We start from the raw sequence: 20,523 nt of genomic DNA on the forward strand, positions 1-20,523 counted from the left end.
TTCTATCTTCCATTATAGCATATTTTTTCAGTCTGTGACAGTTCTCTTTAAAAGGCACCGATACTACCACCGCCTCCACCGCCAGAGAAGCCACCGCCAGAACTTCCATTTCCAGAAGATACGGAATAGGTACTTGCTGTGTTTGCGATGCTGGCATAATGGCTCATTTGCGCGCTTGAATGATAAAACATACCGTGCCAGCCATAATCTACATAGAGATTGATATCTTGATTTTCCACTTGAATCTGATGAACCTTCATCAAATGACTGACCTTGTCCGCATAGCCAAATAAGGTCGCATAGACCAAGAGGCGATTCCAGACAACAATACTTTCCAATTCAGCCTGATCCAATCGTGCAATCTCACGCAACATATTTTCAAAACTGGTCCAGAGATAGTAGACTTCTGCTCCTGCTTCATTTAGGACACCATCACGATTATCTAATCGAAGCTTCCAATAATAGAAAACAGCCAAAACCAAACCTAGAAAACCAAGTATAGGCAAGGGGAGGAAAAGATAGCCATAAACATCCAAACTGTACAAGAACAAACCAAATCCGATAAATAGGGGTAGGATAGTAGAGAGTCCCATCCCCACTTGCAAGGCCTTTTCCCCACCAGTTAAAGGACGATAGTAATCCGGAAGCCCCCAGAAGGTAACCCGATTTCTCACTCCTTCTTGCATCTGGTTCAATACTTCTTCAAAAGAAGATTTGAGCTGACGCCCCTTTGCTTGAATCCGTTTTTCATCAGAGGCTTTTGCTCTACGATAAAGACTATCAGATACCTTGTAATTCGCAAACAAATTGGAAAGAGTTTCTTCTTTTTTGCCTGAAAAAGCTAGATTTAGGCAGTCTTTCTCAAAGCTTGACAAACCATCTTCTTTTACTAGCCTCAAACCAACTGCATCTCCTTCTGAAATGATAGAGACATTCCCACGGTCTATCACATCTAACAAAGTAGCTTGAATAAGTTGGTCAAAGGTGAATTTTCCATCTCCCTTGACCAAGGGACTCACTTCCTCCAAGGAGGTCGAGTAGACAGCCTCTGATAAAACCATAGGCTCTAATTCCATTGGTGGTTCATAGAGACGATGATTTTTGGCATATTTGACCGAAGGAGTGGTCTTTCTTCTATAAATAAAATAAAAGCAAATACTCAATAACAAGGAGATAGAAAGTATCGAAGGGAAGACCCAAGTAACGAGTTGTTTACTCTGATCTTTTTCTTTAAAAATCGAGTCTTCTATCTTATTAAACTCTTCTAAACGATTCCCTTTCAATCCCTGATCCCTAGCGCTAGCAAAATCGGTCCGAGGCCAATAGGCATGTAACTCAACTCCACGTTTAGCCGGAAGATTGTCTAAACGGATGGTATAATCAAGGTTACTCTTTTCAACCGTTCCCTCTCTAAAAAGTTTCCCTGTATGGAAAAAGAGTTTTTCAGCCCCCTTGTCTCCCCTTACATGAAATTCAAACTTCCCAATAGCCCCTGAACTATCTGTCAGAGGTTGCCAATTTAATTCAGCGATATCATCATAAAGGAAAAGCAAATTCTTTAAGTTCCAGACAAGGTCAATTTCAACTGTGTCGCCTTCCTGGCCTGGATTATAGACTTTAACAGTATAACCATCTGCTCCTTCTATCACTTCGCTAGTAACGTCTGCTAGTTCAGCACCATTTTTCGCAGCCTGAACCTTTGGATGAGGATCAATGTCAAATCCACTAGGCATCTTGCCTGCACGTCCAAGTCCCACGATTTGACCCTTAAAGTCCTCCTCAAACTGGTAAACTATCTTCTGTCTAAATTCTGCTGTATTGTCTGCATGAATATACAAATCACCTTGATAAGAGTTTATCTTGAAATCAATGGCAAAAACAGAGAATGGCAGAAGACAAAACAAGCCTAACACCAGTAAGAAAAAAGTTTTTTTCATCAACTAAGCCCCCTTTTTATCTTTGCTATCATTATATCATTTTTTCACAAGTAAGGGCTTACCTATATTGAAAAATAGAGTTTTTTTCGATAAAATAGGAGACAGTTATTTTTTAATAGATTAGAAATAGGAGAAATCATGAGAAAAATATACTTATCTATTTTCACAAGTCTCTTGCTGATGCTGGGACTTGTCAATGTTGCCCAAGCCGATGAATATTTACGCATCGGGATGGAAGCAGCATATGCTCCCTTTAACTGGACTCAGGACGATGATAGCAATGGAGCTGTCAAAATCGATGGGACTAACCAGTATGCTAACGGATACGATGTTCAAATCGCCAAGAAAATCGCTAAGGACTTAGGTAAAGAACCTTTAGTTGTTAAAACCAAGTGGGAAGGTCTAGTCCCTGCCCTTACTTCTGGTAAGATTGACATGATTATCGCAGGTATGAGTCCAACTGCCGAACGCAAACAAGAAATTGCCTTTTCAAGCAGCTACTACACTAGCGAACCAGTTTTGCTTGTCAAAAAAGATTCTGCCTACGCAAGTGCTAAATCTTTGGATGACTTTAACGGTGCGAAAATCACTTCTCAACAAGGTGTCTACCTTTATGACTTGATTGGTCAAATCCCAGGCGCTAAAAAAGAAACTGCCATGGGAGACTTCGCTCAAATGCGCCAAGCACTTGAAGCTGGTGTTATCGATGCTTATGTTTCTGAACGACCAGAAGCTCTGACTGCTGAAGCTGCTAACTCTAAGTTCAAGATGGTTCAAGTAGAACCAGGTTTCAAAACTGGGGAAGAAGATACGGCTATTGCCATTGGACTTCGTAAAGATGACAATCGTATTAGTCAAATCAATACCAGCATTGAAACCATTTCAAAAGACGACCAAGTTGCCTTGATGGATCGTATGATCAAAGAGCAACCTGCCGAAGCTACAACAACTGAAGAGACTAGCAGTAGTTTCTTTAGCCAAGTCGCTAAAATTCTTTCTGAAAACTGGCAACAACTTTTGCGTGGTGCTGGTGTCACTCTTTTAATCTCTATCGTCGGAACCATCACAGGTCTCATTATCGGCCTTGCCATTGGTGTCTTCCGTACTGCTCCTCTATCTGAGAATAAAGCCATTTATGGTCTACAAAAACTAGTCGGCTGGATCCTCAATGTCTACATTGAAATTTTCCGTGGTACACCTATGATTGTTCAATCGATGGTTATCTACTATGGAACTGCCCAAGCTTTCGGTATCAACCTTGACCGTACACTGGCTGCTATCTTCATCGTTTCGATCAACACCGGTGCCTACATGACTGAAATTGTTCGTGGTGGTATCCTAGCAGTTGACAAGGGACAATTTGAAGCCGCGACTGCTCTTGGTATGACCCATAACCAAACCATGCGTAAGATTGTCCTCCCTCAGGTAGTTCGTAACATCCTACCAGCAACTGGTAATGAATTTGTCATCAATATCAAAGATACATCTGTATTGAACGTTATCTCGGTTGTCGAACTTTACTTCTCAGGAAATACCGTAGCAACACAAACCTATCAATACTTCCAGACATTTACAATCATCGCCGTGATTTACTTTGTCCTCACCTTCACCGTAACACGTATCCTACGATTCATCGAACGCCGCATGGACATGGATACCTATACTACAGGTGCTAACCAAATGCAAACGGAGGATTTGAAATAATGACACAAGCAATCCTTGAAATTAAACACCTCAAAAAATCCTATGGACAAAACGAAGTGCTAAAAGACATTTCTCTAACTGTTCACAAGGGTGAAGTTATCTCTATCATCGGAAGCTCTGGAAGCGGAAAATCAACCTTCCTACGCTCCATTAACCTACTTGAAACTCCAACTGATGGACAAATCCTTTATCATGGACAAAACGTTCTCGAAAAATGCTATGACCTCACGCAATACCGTGAAAAGTTGGGGATGGTGTTCCAATCCTTTAACCTCTTTGAAAATCTTAACGTACTTGAAAACACAATTGTCGCTCAGACAACTGTCCTTAAACGCGAACGTACAGAAGCTGAAAAGATTGCCAAAGAAAACCTAGAAAAGGTCGGCATGGGAGAACGCTACTGGCAAGCCAAACCAAAACAACTCTCAGGTGGTCAAAAACAACGTGTAGCCATCGCTCGTGCCCTTTCAATGAATCCGGACGCCATTCTCTTTGATGAACCAACATCAGCTCTCGATCCAGAAATGGTTGGAGAAGTCCTCAAAATCATGCAAGATCTGGCTCAGGAAGGCTTGACTATGATTGTCGTAACCCACGAAATGGAATTCGCCCGTGACGTCTCTCACCGTGTTATCTTTATGGATAAGGGTGTGATTGCTGAAGAAGGCAAACCAGAAGACCTCTTCACCAATCCTAAAGAAGACCGTACAAAAGAATTCCTTCAACGCTATCTCAAATAAAAAGAAAAGGCTGCATCAACCGTGCAGTCTTTTTACTAGCCAAAAAATGAAAAGGCAGACCCTATTCAAGAATCCACCATTATCCAAAGATTAATCTTCAAATTTTTCATGATTTTTATCATAGAAATCAATTAAACCTAGAGCCGTTTCAAACGAAATATTTTTAACTTTTGCACGCCCCTGAGCTAGAGCAATGATAGACATTTCACGCGCATTCGTTTCTTTAGAGATACGGTAGCCTGTGATTTTCTTATCACGAACCCAGCCAACAACTGATTCTACTTTTTCAAAGTTTGACTTAGCCATGTCTTTCTCCTATTTTCTTATTTACGATATTTAATTGTATACGCTTTTATGCTTTTTGTCAATAAAAAAACATATATTCAATAAAATAAACGCCCTTATTTTTACTTGCTATCTTATTAAAGCTTATAATATATAGGTTTTTCATTGTCGAAAACAATTTTTATAGTTCTTTAAAACAACTGTATTATTAAATCTTATTTATGTAATAATATTCGTATTTGACAGATGCTGATTCTCGATAATCTAGACATATTCTAATCTTATTTCATATTATTTATTCCACTGTAAAACAAAAAAATTTGACAAAATAATCTTCTGCTCTAAACCATTTCTAACGAGTATTTTTCTCCTTTTAGACTTTTTCATGTCTGCACCAGCATTCAATCATTTGGTCAACTTGTACTATTTATTTACTTTATCAAGTTTACTTTTTATTTCTTCAAACCTATAAAAAGATGAGTAGTTAGGAAACAATAGTATCCTATCTTCCAACATTTTCCACTGTTTTTATCTTCTTAGTATCTTATCACTCTTCTCAGTTAACTCAGTATAAGGCTTCTCATTAGTATTGATTATTTTTTCTAATTCCTATTATATTTAGCCAAATTTCAGATTAGCTATATATAAAATAGTAGATTTCAAAAAACTCCTTACATATAACAAGTAATTTTACTCCCTTACTATAAACTGAATCAAAAAACATAGGTACTATAATGAGTTATGATAGAAATAGCGTAATCGATTTCCTAAGTCCATAGGAATCGCCCCCCTTCTTCATCTTCATTATAGCACCTATACATCAATTGTGCAAATAATATGATATTTTTTTATTAGTCCTCAGACAAGCATATTATAGAGTGTTTCGTTACCATTTAAGTTAATATAAGCTGGATCAAAACCTTCCATTCGACGAATCAAGCCTGCATAATCATGCTTATCTGCCAAGGCAATCCCAATCAATACTGGGCCTGTCCCCTTGCTAGCTCGTTTGATATACTCAAAACGTGTGATATCATCATTTGGCCCCAGGATATCATTTACAAACTCACGCAAAGCCCCTGGACGCTGTGGAAAATTGACCACAAAGTAATGCTTGATCCCATCATAAATCAAGGCACGTTCTTCCATTTCTGGCATACGGTTGATATCATTATTTCCTCCAGAAATGATACAACAAATGGTTTTCCCTTTGATATATTCAGCCAAAACCTCTAAAGAAGCGATACTAGCCGCTCCAGCAGGCTCAGCTACAATCCCTTGCTTAGAGTAGAGGTCAATCAAGGTTTCAGAAATCAATCCCTCATCGACACCTACTAAGGTTTGAACATGTTGACGAGTTGCTTCATAGGTCAACTGACCTACCTTTTGCACAGCAATCCCATCCGCAAATTTGTCAATTTCTTTGAGTTTAACAGGTCCACCAGCTTCAAAAGCAGCCTTCATGGAACGTGCCCCATTAGCCTCTACTCCGATGACTTCAATTTCTGGACTTGTTTCCTTGATATAGGTAGAAACCCCAGCAATGAGACCACCGCCGCCAACAGGAACCAAAACAGCATCAAAATCAATCGATTCTTTTCGAGCTTCTTCTAAAATCTCATAAGCAACTGTCCCTTGACCTGCCTGAACATGGGCATCATCAAAAGGATCAATAAAGGTACGATTTTCAGAAACTGTAAATTCTTGAGCTGCTTTGGCTGAGGCATCAAAGGTATCTCCAACTAATTTAATAGTCACGAAGTCCCCACCAAAAAAGCGAACTTGACCAATCTTTTGTTGCGGAGTAGTAATGGGCATAAAGATAGTAGCAGGAATCTTCATTTCATTACAAGTATAGGCAACTCCCTGCGCATGATTTCCCGCAGAGGCACAGACTACCCCTCGCTCACGCTCTTCCTTGCTGAGCTGAGAAATTGCATAATAGGCACCACGAATTTTAAAAGAACGAACACGTTGAGCATTTTCCTTTTTCAAATAAATCTTAGCACCATACTTCTCCGATAAATAATGGTCGTAATCCAGTGGGGTATTCACAACCACACCGTTCAAGACTTTATGAGCCTTGATTATATCTTTTGAACTTAACATCATTTTCTCCTAGACTATTTCAAACTTATCGCAATCATTCCTCTTAAAAAAGAGAGGAATTGATTATAAAAGCGAGTTAGTCCCCCAACTCGCCTTCACCTTAATTTCTATCAATTAGTTATAGATTTTGAATGCATCGTCGTCGTTTTTACCAACGAAAGGCATTGCTTTACGCAATTCTGCACCAACTTTTTCAATTTCAAGGTTAGCTGCTTGTTCACGGTAAGCAGTCAATTTTGGACGTCCAGCTTTATAGTCATTTACAAAGTCATTTGCAAATTTACCATTTTGGATGTCTGCCAAGACAGCTTTCATATTTTCTTTAACTTGCTCAGTAATCACACGAGGACCTGATACATAATCACCGTATTCAGCAGTGTTTGAAATTGATTGACGCATTTTCTTGAATCCACCTTCATAGATCAAGTCAACGATTAATTTCATTTCGTGAAGAACTTCAAAGTAAGCCAATTCTGGAGCGTAACCTGCTTCTGTCAAGACTTCGAAACCAGCTTCGATAAGGGCAGTCAAACCACCGCAAAGTACAGCTTGTTCACCAAACAAATCTTCTTCAGTTTCTTCTTTGTAAGTTGTTTCAAGAAGACCTACACGTGCAGCTCCAACACCTTTACACCAGTCCATAGCAATGTTTTTCGCATTTCCTGTTGCATCTTGGTATACTGCATAAAGAGCTGGAACACCAAATCCTTCTTCGTAAGTGCGACGTACCAAGTGTCCTGGTCCTTTAGGAGCACACATGAAAACATCTACATCCGCAGGTACTTTGATAAATTCAAAGTGGATGTTGAAACCGTGAGCAAATCCAACTGCGTTTCCAGCTTCCAAGTTTGGAGCGATTTCTGCTTCGTACAATTCTTGTTGGATTTCGTCTGGTGCCAAAATCATGATAACGTCAGCTAATTTAGTTGCTTCTGCTACTGTGTAAGTATCAAATCCATCTTCTTTTGCTTTGTCAAAAGATTTACCTGGACGTACACCGATGATGACATCGCGACCTGAGTCACGCAAGTTTTGAGCATGCGCATGTCCTTGTGAACCATAACCGATAACGGCGATTTTTTTACCGTCAAGTGCTGCTACTTTAACATCTTTTTCGTATTCCATTTGAACTGCCATAGTTTTTTCTCTCTTTTCTATTATTTATTGCCTTTTAGGCTGGTTTAACAAATTTAAGTTGGATTTTTAATCGCGGGTAAATCCAGTTGCTCCAGTTCGAGCAATATTACGAATACCGTATGGTCGAATGACTCGCAATAGAGCTTCGCTCTTTTCAGCATTTCCTGTCATCTGAATGGTAATTGAGCTTGGTGCTACGTCTACCACCGTTGCGCGGAAAGGTTGAATAATCGCTAGAATCTCAGCGCGCTTCTCAGCTGGCGCTGACATTTTAACCAAAATCACCTCGCGCTCCAAGTGAGGCTTGTCTGTAATATCACGAATACGAATCACATCAATCTGACGATTGAGTTGCTTGATGATTTGCTCCACTTCATCATGTGAAGCCACATCAATAATAATGGTGATACGCGATACATTCGGATCTTCTGTTGCTCCAACAGAAATGCTTTCGATATTAACCTGACGGCGAGACAGGACACCGGTAAAGCGATTGAGGACTCCTGAACGATTTTGTAGTTTTGCTGTTAACATTCTACGCATGGAACTTCACCCCCAACATCTCATGATTACTCTTACCAGCTGGCACCATTGGCAACACCTGCTCCTTACGAGAAATATCTACCTCCATTAGCATAGGAACATCCTCAGTGATGACTTCAAGATCTCGAGCTAAGGTCTCAGGATTATCAAACTTATAGTTTTTAATGCCATAAGCCTGTGCCATCAATTGGAAATCAGGAAGGGTATCAAAGACTGACTCTGATGTTCTACCTTCATAGAAGGATTCCTGCCACTGGCGAACCATTCCAAGTGAGTGGTTGTTCAGCATAACCACCTTGATTGGCACCTTGTAAATGTTCAAAATAGCCAATTCTTGGTTGGTCATTTGGAAACCACCATCCCCAACGAACAAGACTACTTCCTTATCTGGGTTAGCAATTTTAGCACCGATTGCTGCTGGAATTCCGAATCCCATGGTTCCCAAACCACCTGAAGTCACCAACTGACGTTCATTTTGGTAAGGATAATACTGAGCTGTCCACATTTGGTGTTGACCAACGTCTGTTACCACAATGGCATCACCATTCGTCAACTCACCGATGCGTTCAATAACAGCTTGCGGCTGAACCACACGCTCTTTCTTATCATAAGAACGAACGCGGTTCTTGTCTTTAGTAACTTTTTCAATCCATTTCTCAGTATTATTATGAACTGTCGGCTCAGCCAGCAACATTTGCAAAGCTTTCTTAGCATCTCCAACTACAGGAATATCTGCACTGATAATCTTACCAATCTCAGCTGGATCAATATCAATGTGAGCAACCTTGGCATTCTTAGCGAAAGTCTTAGGATTCCCCGTCAAGCGGTCATCAAAACGGCAACCAATACTAATCATAAAATCAGCTTCTGTCATGGCAATATTAGCTGCAAATGACCCGTGCATCCCCCCCATTCCAAGGAAGAGTGGATGACTCGTTGCAATCGTTCCTTGTCCCAAAAGGCTGGTTACCACTGGAATTTGATAGCGTTCTGCAAATTCATTTAATTCTGCAGCTGCTTCAGCATAGCTAATCCCACCACCAGCTAGTAAGACTGGTTTTTTAGCCTTGGATAATTGCTTCAAGATTTTCTTGATTTGCATATCATTTGGTTCAAGAGTCGGCTGATAGCTTGGTAGGTTCACTTCTGGTGAATAAATGAAGTCTGTTTCTAATGCAGATACGTCTTTAGGTAGGTCAATTACGACTGGCCCTGGGCGACCTGTAGTTGCGATATGGACAGCTTCCGTAATGATACGAGGAATATCAGCTGTCTCACGAACTTGGTAATTGTACTTAGTGATTGGCATGGTAATTCCCACAATGTCTGCCTCTTGAAAAGCATCCTTCCCAATCCCTGCTCGCGCAACCTGACCTGTAAAGACCAAAAGGGGAACACTATCGCTCATGGCATCCGCAATCCCTGTAATGGCATTTGTTGCTCCCGGTCCGCTAGTGACGACGGCAACACCCAACTTTCCAGTTGATTTGGCATAACCTTCAGCTTCATGCAGACAACCTTGCTCATGGCGTCCTAGAATGTGGCGAATGCCTTTAAAATTATATATCGCATCATAAAAAGGCAAGACTGCACCACCAGGATAACCAAAGATGGTATCAATTCCTAAATCACGAAGTGTTTCCAAAACTAGGTCCGACCCCGTCTTAGGAGATTCTAAACTGATTTTCTCCATTGTTCCCCTTTCTCTTCTCTTAAAAATAACTTGTTACTATCATACCATTTTTTCAAAATTTTTCAAGAGAAAAGAAGAAATTTTCTGAATTTTCTATTTTAACGTTTATTTATGAATATTATTATTGTTTTTATAAGTTTTAAAAGGTAATTTATATTCTTTTTCAACTTATTTCTATTGATAATTATATATTTCTTCCGCAAATTTCTTTAACTCATTTTTATATGTAAATTTTTATGAGTTCATATTTTCAGAATCTATAAAATTTTTCGGAACTATACAAAAAAGGAAGCCACTAAGTGACTTCCTTCTATAGCGAGGACTGATTAGTCTTCACCTTTGTTTTTCTTAATGATTTCTTCTTGTACTGACTTAGGTACATCTTCGTAGTGGTCAAATACCATCATGAATGTACCACGTCCTTGAGATGCAGAACGAAGAACTGTTGCGTAACCGAACATTTCAGCAAGTGGAACGTAAGCACGAACGATTTGGCTGTTACCGTGTGCTTCCATACCATCTACACGTCCACGACGAGCAGTTACGTGACCCATAACATCACCAAGGTTTTCTTCTGGAACAGTGATTGTTACAAGCATCATTGGCTCAAGGATAGCTGGTTGTGCTGATTTAGCAGCTTCTTTAAGAGCAAGTGAAGCCGCGATCTTGAAGGCAGTTTCAGATGAGTCGACATCGTGGTATGAACCATCGTAAAGCTTAGCTTTAACGTCAACCATTGGGTAACCTGCAAGAACACCGTTAGCCATAGATTCTACCAAACCTTTTTCAACCGCTGGGATAAATTCGCGAGGAACCACACCACCGACGATTGCGTTTTCGAATTCGAATCCTTTACCTTCTTCATTTGGAGTAAATTCAATCCATACATCACCGAATTGACCTTTACCACCAGACTGACGTTTGAAGAATCCACGTGCTTGAGTAGAAGCACGGAATGTTTCACGGTAAGATACTTGAGGAGCACCTACGTTTGCTTCAACTTTGAACTCACGACGCATACGGTCAACAAGGACGTCAAGGTGAAGCTCACCCATACCAGAGATAACTGTTTCACCAGTTTCAACGTTTGTTTCAACACGGAATGTTGGATCTTCTTCAGCCAATTTTTGAAGGGCGATACCCATCTTGTCTTGGTCAGCTTTAGATTTTGGCTCAACCATCAATTGGATAACTGGTTCTGGAACGTTGATTGACTCAAGGATGATTTTAGCTTTTTCATCTGTCAATGAGTCACCAGTTGTAGTATCTTTCAAACCAACGGCAGCAGCGATATCACCTGAGTAAACAGTGTCAATTTCTTGACGGCTGTTAGCGTGCATTTGAAGGATACGTCCGATACGTTCACGTTTACCTTTAGAAGTGTTCAATACGTATGAACCTGATTGAAGAACACCTGAGTAAACACGGAAGAATGTCAAACGACCTACGAATGGGTCAGTCATGATCTTGAAGGCAAGAGCTGCAAATGGCTCTTCGTCAGATGCTGGACGAGTTTCTTCTTCGTCTGTATCTGGGTTAATACCTTTGATCGCTGGGATATCAAGTGGGCTTGGAAGGTAGTCAATAACCGCATCAAGCATCAATTGAACACCTTTGTTCTTGAAGGCAGAACCACACAATACTGGGAAGAATTCAACGTTGATAGTCGCTTTACGGATACCAGCTTTCAATTCTTCGTTAGTGATTTCTTCACCTTCGAGGTATTTCATCATCAATTCTTCGTCAGTTTCAGCAACTGCTTCAATCAATTTTTCACGGTATTCTTGAGCTTGGTCAAGGTATTCAGCTGGAATATCTTCTTCAAGGATATCTGTACCAAGGTCGTTAGTATAGATTTCAGCTTTCATCTTAATCAAGTCGATGATACCACGGAAGTCATCTTCAGAACCGATTGGCAATTGAATTGGGTGTGCATTTGCTTGAAGACGATCGTGAAGTGTGCTTACTGAGTAAAGGAAGTCAGCACCGATTTTGTCCATTTTGTTAGCAAATACGATACGTGGAACTCCATACTCAGTTGCTTGACGCCAAACTGTTTCAGTTTGAGGCTCAACACCTGATTGTGAGTCAAGAACGGTAACCGCACCATCCAATACACGAAGAGAACGTTGTACTTCGATTGTGAAGTCCACGTGTCCTGGTGTGTCGATGATGTTTACGCGGTGGTTGTTCCATTGAGCTGTTGTCGCAGCAGATGTGATAGTGATACCACGCTCTTGCTCTTGCTCCATCCAGTCCATTTGTGACGCACCTTCGTGAGTTTCACCGATTTTGTGGATTTTACCAGTGTAGTAAAGAATACGCTCAGTAGTTGTTGTTTTACCAGCATCGACGTGAGCCATGATACCGATATTACGAGTTTTTTCAAGTGAAAATTCGCGTGCCATGAGGTTTGTTTCTCCTATTTATTTTTGATTTCTATTCTATTATAACACGATTTTAATAAAAACGGATAGGCAGGACCTACCCGTTCACAATGTTTTCATGCTATTGTTGGTTTCAACTTGTAAATTTACAAGTTGAATTGAACTCGGGCTAAAAGCCCAAGTTAGTTGAGTTGAGCTGAAACGGGATGCTGTGTGAAAAAGATAAACTTCCTTGTATTCATCGAATACTGCGTCAGTTTCCTATTTTCACCTTGCATCCTTACCGTTCCTAGCATCATGATTTTACCAACGGAAGTGTGCGAATGCACGGTTAGCTTCAGCCATACGGTGAGTGTCTTCACGTTTCTTAACTGCTGCACCAGTGTTGTTAGCAGCATCCAAGATTTCTTTTGCAAGACGGTCTTGCATTGTGTGTTCACCACGAAGACGAGCGATTGTTACCAACCAACGAAGTCCAAGTGTTGTACGACGTTCTGGACGAACTTCAACTGGGACTTGGTAGTTAGAACCACCAACACGACGTGCACGTACTTCAAGTACAGGCATGATGTTTTCCATAGCTGTTTCAAATACTTCAAGTGCATCGTTGCCAGTAGCTTCTTTGATTTGCTCAAAAGCACCGTAAACGATTGAAGCAGCTGTACCACGTTTACCATCAAGCATAACGCGGTTGATAAGACGAGTAACTAGTTGTGAATTGTAAAGCGGATCTGGCAATACGTCACGTTTTGGAGCTCTATTTTTACGACTCATTTCTCTTTATCCCCTTTCCTTATGCTTTTGGACGTTTAGTACCGTATTTAGAACGGCCTTGTTTACGATCGTTAACACCTGCAGTATCAAGTGCACCACGGACGATATGGTAACGTACCCCTGGAAGGTCTTTTACACGTCCACCACGAAGAAGCACCACGCTGTGCTCTTGCAAGTTGTGTCCGATACCTGGGATATAGGCAGTAACTTCGATAAGGTTGCTCAAACGTACACGAGCGAATTTACGAAGGGCTGAGTTAGGTTTTTTAGGTGTCATTGTTCCAACACGAGTTGCAACACCACGTTTTTGTGGTGAAGAAACGTTTGTTTGAACTTTTTTATGACTGTTGTAACCAACGTTCAAAGCTGGTGATTTAGATTTTTCTACTTTTGATTTACGCGGTTTGCGAACCAATTGGTTAATTGTAGGCATCTACATTCTCCTGTGTTTTTTTTATTTTTGGTGATGATACACTTGGTGACAGCTATCATCTGTGTGTACTTTTGCAACATTTGTCAGCACGTCCCTGTACACTCTTGAGAGACCAAAAGTAAAAAGTACCGTCTATTATTGTAACAAATTTTTCCCTTGCTTGTCAAGATATTTTTCTTTTTTATTGTTATTTTTATCTCGTTTGTATTGCTCCCAAAAGAAAGAAAAGGAGGAATAAGTCCCTCCTAAAATTAGGTATTGATCCATTCAATCCCATCATTTTTAACACATAATGTTCAGAAAAATATTATATCATCACAACCAACCAGATTCTTTCGCGATATTAGCTGCATCTGTTCGATTACTAGCATCTAGTTTCGAAAGAATATTGGTGACATAATTTCGGACGGTTCCGTTTGATAAATAAAGTTGATCTGCAATTTCTTGGTTAGACAAGCCTTGAGCAATTCCCTTTAAAACGGCGATTTCTTGCTCTGTTAACGGGTTAGGATGCGTCATCACCACTTCCATCAATTCAGGCGAATATTCCTTGCGTCCTTCGAGAACAGTGTGCAAGGTTTGCATGAGGTCTGCAATGCTTCTTTCTTTCAAGACATAAGCATCCACTCCAGCCTTGACCGCACGTTCAAAATAACCAGGGCGCTTGAAGGTCGTTACCACAACCACCTTTGTTTCTAGCTTTTCTGCTCGTACCCATTCCAGCACTTCGAGACCTGTCTTAACAGGCATCTCTACATCAAGGATGGCGATATCTACAGACTCTTTTTCTAAGAGTTGGATTGCTTCTTGCCCATTCTTGGCTTGTAAGACAGACTCTACATCTGCTTGAAAGGCAAGCAACTGACACATGGCATCTCGTAACATACTTTGATCTTCTGCGACTAATACTTTCATCTTAGTTTCTCTCCTTATAAGGTAGTCGAACCTGCACTTCAGTCGGATGTTTCTGACTGATTACTCTTACTTTTCCCGAGAATGGAAGGACACGATCTCGGACAGTATGGAGTTCGTCCCCCTTTAGAGAAGAAAAGCCACAGCCATCATCTCTTACTGTTAAAATGAGTTCTTTCTCTGTCCGTTCTAATTTTAAGTAAGCTTTAGATGCTTTGGCATGTTTGATGATATTGGTCACTAACTCAAGCAAAATCATGGAAGCCGTTGACTCCAATTCCTGAGTAAGGCTAGCAGTATCTAGTTGGTTATCCGTTTCCACCTCAATTCCAGCAATTTCCAGCATCTTCTTAACAGTCTCAAGCTCTGAAGCTAGGGTCCGTGATTTCAGATTTTCCACAATGGTTCGCACTTCATTCATGGAATCCTTACTGATCTGGTGAATTTCTCTTAATTCCTTTTCCACCTGTGGATAAGCCTCCATCTGAAATAACTGCAAGGCTAGATCAGTTTTAACACTAATCATAGCAAAGGTATGCCCCAGACTATCATGCAAATCTTGACCGATACGACTGCGTTCATTTTCAGCAAGCAATAGATTTATCTGCGCATTTTGCTTAGCCTGAGCTTCTTTCAAATCCTCCACAATCCGAATCCGAACCAATCCAAAAGTCATTAAATCGACAAAAGTAAGAATTACAAGTAGATAGAATAGAAACTCAACTTCGATTCTCTGAAAAATCAACAGTTGGCCCACAACAAGGACTTGAGCAAGAAGAAAAGTCCAGACATGTAAAGACTTTAAACTACGTACGCTGAAATGATAACTTAAGAGATTGGATAGGAAAAAGAAAAACCAGATATAATTAACAGCAACAAAGGCAGTATTCCCAACTACATAAGTCAGCATGAGGCCCCAATATAGCCAAGATAGGCGCTGGCTCTTAGTTGTTAAAACACCCAAATATGCCACTACAAATAGAATATCAATCAATAAATGCCAGGCAGAAAGCCACCCAGTCACTACAGGTAGGATGGGGAAAATCATAAAAATTAAACTGGCCCAAAACATATAGTGTATGCTTTTCAGTCTTTCAAGCATTAAGCATTCTCCTTATGACCTTGAAGGTAAATGGTCAAACCAAACAAAACTGCTGAAAAAACAAGTAGATAAACTGTAGCTGATAGATTGATGCTACCCTCGTTTAAGAAGGACTTGAGCAACTCCATCAACTGATAAGTTGGTAGGCACTTCCCGATTGCTTGCATCCAGTCTGGAAATAAAGAGATGGGCATCCAGAGTCCACCTAAAACAGCCAAGCCTAGATAGAGAAGATTGCCCACGACAGACATCAGCTGATTAGAAGGCAAGAGTGTCAAGGTCAAGCCAAGCGCTACAAAAGCTACACTTCCTACTATCAGCAAGAACGCAGCCCCAATCCAGCTTCCTAAAGGCATATCCACACCTCTGACCAAGTGCCCAACTGAGAAAACAACCAGGATTGAGACCAGATAATCAACCATCATACTTGTTATCTTTGATAGATAATATTCTACCATATTTACCGGAGTATGGCGCAATGTTTTCTGCCAGTTGTTGATTTTATCTGTATGTAAAACAGCTGGGAATGAAAACATAGCTGTCGACATCATGGAAAAGGCTGTCATGGAGATGAGATAATCACGCATAAAATTAGCTGGTCCACCAGGTGTGTCCTGGTACATGCCTGAAAAGAATAAATAGAAGGCTGTAGGCATCCCTACGGATAATAGATAATAGACTAATTGTCGTTTGGTCAATAGAAATTCTATCTTGTTTAGTGCGATCCATTGTTTCATCTTAGTCATCTCCCTTTTGTGTTTCTTCAAAGATTGTATCCAGCAAGCTACGATTATTGACTTCAATTTCTTGAATCCTACATCCTGCTCGGACTAATAGTTCCCAGAAAGCATCTGCTTCGCGTGTGACTACTTGTAGAGCATCTTGTTTTTGTGACCAGTTTTCAACCAAGTTTGACTGTTCGACAACTTCCTTATATGCTAGAGGAAGGATAAAGTGCTTTTCAATCTCCTCACTGCGCATGGCTAGAGGTGTTGTATCGCGAATCAACTCTCCCTTATTCAAGACCAAGATTCGGTCTGCTGTATGCTCTACCTCTTCGATGTAATGGGACGAATAGAGAATGGTAACTCCCTGCGCTTTTAGTTCCTGAACAATTTCCCAAAAGCGTTGACGAGTTGAAGTATCCATGGCAGCAGTTGGTTCATCTAAAAAGACAAGCTTTGGTCGCCCAATCAAGGTCAAGACAAAAGAGAAGAGACGCTTTTGTCCACCTGACAATTTTTCTGCGAATTGCTCTTTTTGTTGCTGGTCAAACTGCAATAGTTGATCGATTTCCTGGTTGCTCAAGGGATTTGGGTAAATGCTTTGAAAGAAAGCAATCAACTCTTTGACCTTTAATTTTTGAACGATGACATTTTCTTGAGGGAGATAGGATCTTGTGTAGTCTAACTGAGCACTCGTCACTGGCAAGCCTTGGATGGATACTTGACCGCTTGTGACCAGTTTATCTCCAAGCAAACAGTCCAAGAGTGTTGTCTTTCCAGCACCATTTGGCCCAATCAAGGCGACGCATTCACCTTCTGTTACCTCAAAGGAAATATCCTTCAAAATAACCTTGCCCTTGATGTTTTTATTTAGGCTTTCTACCTTAATCATGTTCATCATATTCTCCTTTCAGCCACTCCTTTCCCATAAGGAAAACGACGAAAATCATAAATCCAAACCCCCAAGCACCACGGATGAATTGGAGAAACAAGGTTTGGTCAAACCAACCAGTAAATATTTCTACCAACCATACCACTAGTGACAGCCCAATAAAAAGATAGGGAATTTTTTTCATTTTTCAAACTCCTTTTTCACATCTGAGACCAATTTCAAACCTTCTCGGATAAGCCAAGACAAGATTCCAAAGCCTGCAAATAGATCCCAAGGAAAATGATAAAGTCCTTCATCCAATCCTGAAAACATGAGATAAGTCATGACTCCTGCTGCTACTAAACTCATTGCGACAACTACTTTATGTTTCATTTTTTCTTCCTCCATTTGATACATCTAGTATAATTCTTTGAAGGTAGAATCACTAGAAGCTTCTGTCATGAGGAGATATGACAAATGTCATAAAAAAAGAAAGTTGCAAAATCAACTTTCTTTTTAATCTATTAAATTTTTATTCCACACTAAATAAGTATGGGTAAACTGGTTGTTGGCCTTGGTGAATCTCTACTTCAACATCTTCGAATTCTTCTGCAATTTCTTGGGCAATTTCATTGGCAAGTTCTTCGCTTCCGTCTTCACCAACATAGAAGGTTACAATTTCACTATCTTCATCCAACATATGTTTCAAGGTTTCAGTCAAGGTTTGGTGCATGTCAGGGTTTGACACAAGAATTTTCCCATCAACCATACCAAGATTATCGTTTTCATGGATTTCTAAACCATCGATTGTTGTATCACGCACAGCTGTTGTGACGCTTCCGCTAACGACATCTCTAAGAGCTGCAGTCATACGCTCTTGATTTTCTTCGATGGACTTGCTTGGATCAAAGGCAAGAAGACTTGTCAAACCTTGAGGGAGAGTGCGAGCTTCCACCACTACTGCTGGTTGTTCCAAAACTTCTGCTGCAGATTGAGCTGCCATGAAGATGTTCTTGTTGTTTGGTAGGAAGATAATGTTACGGGCATTGACCTGTTCAACAGCCTTGATAAAGTCTTCTGTTGAAGGGTTCATAGTTTGACCGCCTTCAATAACATAATCTACACCTTGAGAACGGAAGATATCTGCTAAACCTTTCCCAGCAACGACAGCAATCAAAGCATACTCTTTTTCTTCAGCTGGCTTGCTAACTTGAGCAGCTTCTTTCTCAACCTGTGCTTCGTGTTGGTTACGCATATTGTCAACTTTTACCTTAACCAAGCTACCATATTTGAGACCTTCTTGCATAACAAGTCCTGGATCTTCTGTATGGACATGGACTTTGACAATTTCATCATCGTTAACAACGAGGAGAGAATCCCCAAGTTCATTCAAGTAGTTACGGAATTCGTCGTAGTCAAAATCTTTGGCATAGGTTGGACCTTGCTTAAGAGCTACCATGATTTCAGTACAATAACCAAAGGTGATGTCCTCAGTCGCTACGTGACCAGCCACAGACTTATGATGCTCTGCATTGATCATCTCACTCATGTTGGCAGGAGTCGCTACAAAATCCTCAGATGCAATATATTCGCCAGTAAGGGCTGAAAGGAAACCTTCGTAGATGAAGACCAGTCCTTGACCACCTGAGTCTACAACACCAACCTCTTTCAATACTGGAAGCATGTCTGGCGTTTTAGCTAGAGCTGTTTTAGCACCTTCCAAGGCTGCGCGCATGACTTCAACAGCATCATCTGTCTGCTCAGCCTTTTTCTTAGCACCGATAGCAGCCCCACGAGAAACTGTCAAAATCGTTCCTTCAACTGGTTTCATCACTGCCTTATAGGCAACTTCTACACCTGATTGGAAGGCAAGAGCCAAGTCTTGACCTGTTAACTCGTCTTTATCCTTGATGGCTTGTGAAAATCCACGGAAAAGCTGAGACGTAATAACGCCTGAGTTTCCACGCGCACCCATCAAAAGACCTTTGGCAAGAATGCTCGCTACCTCGCCAACTGTAGAAGCTGGCTTGTCTGCAACTTCTTTAGCTCCATTTTCAATGGTCATTCCCATGTTTGTTCCAGTATCTCCATCTGGAACTGGAAAGACGTTTAATGAATTGACATATTCAGCTTGCTTATTCAAGCGAGTTGATGCAGCCTGCACCATTTCTTGAAATAAGCTAGTAGTAATTTTTGACACGGTTATTCTCCTACAACTTTGATATTTTGAATGTAGACATTTACAGTCTGAGCAGTAATTCCAAGTTGGTTTTCCAAACTAAAACGAACACGCTCTTGAATGTTTTTTGACACTTCGCTAATCTTTGTTCCGTAGCTCAACACGGTATATACATCAACTGCAATACTGCCATCTTCGGCCGCCTTTACGACGACACCTTTAGAATAATTTTCCTTACCTAGAAGGGCTTGGAAATTATCTTTGAGGGCATTTTTACTGGCCATACCGACCACACCAAAAATCTCAGTTGCTGCTCCACCTACGACGGTTGCAATCACTTCATCTGTTAGTTCGATTTGACCATCTTTTGTATTAATTTTTACAGTCATACTTTTTACCTCAACTAGTTGATACTCTATTTTATCATATTTCAGCCCAAGTGTAAAAGCAGAATACTGTATCAGCGGATATTTACTCCGTTTTTCAAATGATTTTATATCTACAGTAAAAGAAAAAAGACCCTAAGGTCTCCTTACTTTTATTATTAAACGCGTTCAACTTTACCTGATTTCAAAGCACGAGCTGAAGCCCAAACTTTTTTAGGTTTACCATCGATAAGAACAGTAACTTTTTGAAGGTTTGGTTTTACGGCACGTTTTGTTTGGTTCATCGCGTGTGAACGGTTGTTTCCTGATACAGTCTTACGACCTGTAAAGTAACATACTTTAGCCATTGTGTTTTCCTCCTATTAGATCTAATATAGCGGATGTGCTAGCACCACATACCGTACTATGTTATCACACTTTCTTCATTTTTGCAAGGGAATTGGAAGATTTGTTTGTGTCTAAATTTTTGGGAACAATCAAATATCCTTATAACTCAATAAGAAAACGAGATTTTTCAGACAAAAAAACTGGAAAAAGTTCCTCACTTCACCCCAGCCCTTGACTATATTGCACTATTTATGCTACAATATTGTTTGACTGATTAAG

Annotated in this window: 20 protein-coding genes; 2 read left to right on the top strand and 18 right to left on the bottom strand. The window is 40.4% G+C overall.

The window, feature by feature from the left end; all coding sequences use genetic code 11:
• Window positions 1-47 precede the first annotated feature (47 nt).
• Window positions 48-1,937, bottom strand: a complete 1,890-nt coding sequence (locus tag CBI42_RS07300; RefSeq protein WP_094753634.1) for a DUF2207 domain-containing protein — start codon at window positions 1,935-1,937, stop codon at window positions 48-50.
• Window positions 1,938-2,075: 138 nt separating this feature from the next.
• Here CBI42_RS07300 and CBI42_RS07305 point away from each other — a divergent pair, with 138 nt between their 5' ends.
• Window positions 2,076-3,641 carry an ABC transporter substrate-binding protein/permease gene (locus CBI42_RS07305; RefSeq protein ID WP_094753635.1) on the top strand — a complete coding sequence of 522 codons (1,566 nt, stop codon included), beginning with the start codon at window positions 2,076-2,078 and terminating at the stop codon, window positions 3,639-3,641.
• The gene (locus CBI42_RS07310) at window positions 3,641-4,381 is read left to right on the top strand and encodes an amino acid ABC transporter ATP-binding protein (RefSeq protein ID WP_084923270.1); all 741 of its coding nucleotides are present in this window, start codon (window positions 3,641-3,643) and stop codon (window positions 4,379-4,381) included. The genes CBI42_RS07305 and CBI42_RS07310 overlap by 1 nt, the downstream gene beginning before the upstream one ends.
• A gap of 90 nt (window positions 4,382-4,471) precedes the next feature.
• Here the strand turns inward: CBI42_RS07310 and CBI42_RS07315 are convergent, their stop codons facing one another.
• The 17 genes from CBI42_RS07315 to rpmB form a co-directional block, all read right to left on the bottom strand.
• A complete protein-coding gene (locus tag CBI42_RS07315; protein ID WP_001130035.1) occupies window positions 4,472-4,687 on the bottom strand; it encodes a capsule biosynthesis transcriptional regulator in 216 nt (71 codons plus the stop codon).
• An 837-nt stretch (window positions 4,688-5,524) separates the two neighbouring features.
• Window positions 5,525-6,775, bottom strand: coding sequence for a threonine ammonia-lyase IlvA (ilvA, locus tag CBI42_RS07320; protein ID WP_000952975.1), 1,251 nt, complete (start codon window positions 6,773-6,775; stop codon window positions 5,525-5,527).
• Between the two features lie 114 nt (window positions 6,776-6,889).
• Window positions 6,890-7,912: a ketol-acid reductoisomerase gene (gene ilvC / locus CBI42_RS07325; RefSeq protein ID WP_000290683.1), complete on the bottom strand. Its 1,023-nt coding sequence runs from the start codon at window positions 7,910-7,912 to the stop codon at window positions 6,890-6,892.
• Window positions 7,913-7,978: 66 nt separating this feature from the next.
• On the bottom strand, window positions 7,979-8,455 hold the full coding sequence (gene ilvN / locus CBI42_RS07330; protein ID WP_001253803.1) for an acetolactate synthase small subunit: 477 nt from the start codon (window positions 8,453-8,455) through the stop codon (window positions 7,979-7,981).
• Window positions 8,448-10,148, bottom strand: a complete 1,701-nt coding sequence (locus CBI42_RS07335; RefSeq protein ID WP_049493134.1) for an acetolactate synthase large subunit — start codon at window positions 10,146-10,148, stop codon at window positions 8,448-8,450. The genes ilvN and CBI42_RS07335 overlap by 8 nt, the downstream gene beginning before the upstream one ends.
• A gap of 326 nt (window positions 10,149-10,474) precedes the next feature.
• Entirely contained in the window at window positions 10,475-12,556 is a 2,082-nt protein-coding gene (fusA, locus tag CBI42_RS07340; protein ID WP_000090348.1) for an elongation factor G, read from the bottom strand.
• 282 nt (window positions 12,557-12,838) lie between these two features.
• The gene (gene rpsG / locus CBI42_RS07345; protein ID WP_000087873.1) at window positions 12,839-13,309 is read right to left on the bottom strand and encodes a 30S ribosomal protein S7; all 471 of its coding nucleotides are present in this window, start codon (window positions 13,307-13,309) and stop codon (window positions 12,839-12,841) included.
• 19 nt (window positions 13,310-13,328) lie between these two features.
• Window positions 13,329-13,742 carry a 30S ribosomal protein S12 gene (gene rpsL / locus CBI42_RS07350; protein WP_001142332.1) on the bottom strand — a complete coding sequence of 138 codons (414 nt, stop codon included), beginning with the start codon at window positions 13,740-13,742 and terminating at the stop codon, window positions 13,329-13,331.
• Window positions 13,743-14,057: 315 nt separating this feature from the next.
• Window positions 14,058-14,657 (bottom strand): response regulator transcription factor, encoded by a 600-nt coding sequence (locus CBI42_RS07360; RefSeq protein WP_094753636.1) that lies wholly within the window; start codon window positions 14,655-14,657, stop codon window positions 14,058-14,060.
• Between the two features lies 1 nt (window position 14,658).
• Window positions 14,659-15,756, bottom strand: a complete 1,098-nt coding sequence (locus tag CBI42_RS07365) for a sensor histidine kinase (RefSeq protein WP_094753637.1) — start codon at window positions 15,754-15,756, stop codon at window positions 14,659-14,661.
• Window positions 15,756-16,493, bottom strand: coding sequence for an ABC transporter permease (locus CBI42_RS07370; protein WP_094753638.1), 738 nt, complete (start codon window positions 16,491-16,493; stop codon window positions 15,756-15,758). Before CBI42_RS07370 ends, CBI42_RS07365 begins: the two co-directional genes overlap by 1 nt.
• Window position 16,494: 1 nt before the next feature.
• A complete protein-coding gene (locus tag CBI42_RS07375) occupies window positions 16,495-17,379 on the bottom strand; it encodes an ABC transporter ATP-binding protein (RefSeq protein ID WP_049493142.1) in 885 nt (294 codons plus the stop codon).
• Window positions 17,366-17,557, bottom strand: coding sequence for a hypothetical protein (locus CBI42_RS07380; protein WP_049493144.1), 192 nt, complete (start codon window positions 17,555-17,557; stop codon window positions 17,366-17,368). Before CBI42_RS07380 ends, CBI42_RS07375 begins: the two co-directional genes overlap by 14 nt.
• Window positions 17,554-17,760, bottom strand: a complete 207-nt coding sequence (locus tag CBI42_RS07385; RefSeq protein WP_049493185.1) for a hypothetical protein — start codon at window positions 17,758-17,760, stop codon at window positions 17,554-17,556. The genes CBI42_RS07380 and CBI42_RS07385 overlap by 4 nt, the downstream gene beginning before the upstream one ends.
• A 124-nt stretch (window positions 17,761-17,884) precedes the next feature.
• On the bottom strand, window positions 17,885-19,552 hold the full coding sequence (locus tag CBI42_RS07390; RefSeq protein WP_049493145.1) for a DAK2 domain-containing protein: 1,668 nt from the start codon (window positions 19,550-19,552) through the stop codon (window positions 17,885-17,887).
• 2 nt (window positions 19,553-19,554) lie between these two features.
• A complete protein-coding gene (locus CBI42_RS07395) occupies window positions 19,555-19,920 on the bottom strand; it encodes an Asp23/Gls24 family envelope stress response protein (RefSeq protein WP_000216437.1) in 366 nt (121 codons plus the stop codon).
• A 155-nt stretch (window positions 19,921-20,075) separates the two neighbouring features.
• On the bottom strand, window positions 20,076-20,264 hold the full coding sequence (gene rpmB, locus CBI42_RS07400; RefSeq protein WP_001140948.1) for a 50S ribosomal protein L28: 189 nt from the start codon (window positions 20,262-20,264) through the stop codon (window positions 20,076-20,078).
• Window positions 20,265-20,523: the final 259 nt, after the last annotated feature.

The sequence above is a fragment of the Streptococcus sp. KR genome (assembly GCF_002238115.1).
Lineage (GTDB): Bacteria > Bacillota > Bacilli > Lactobacillales > Streptococcaceae > Streptococcus.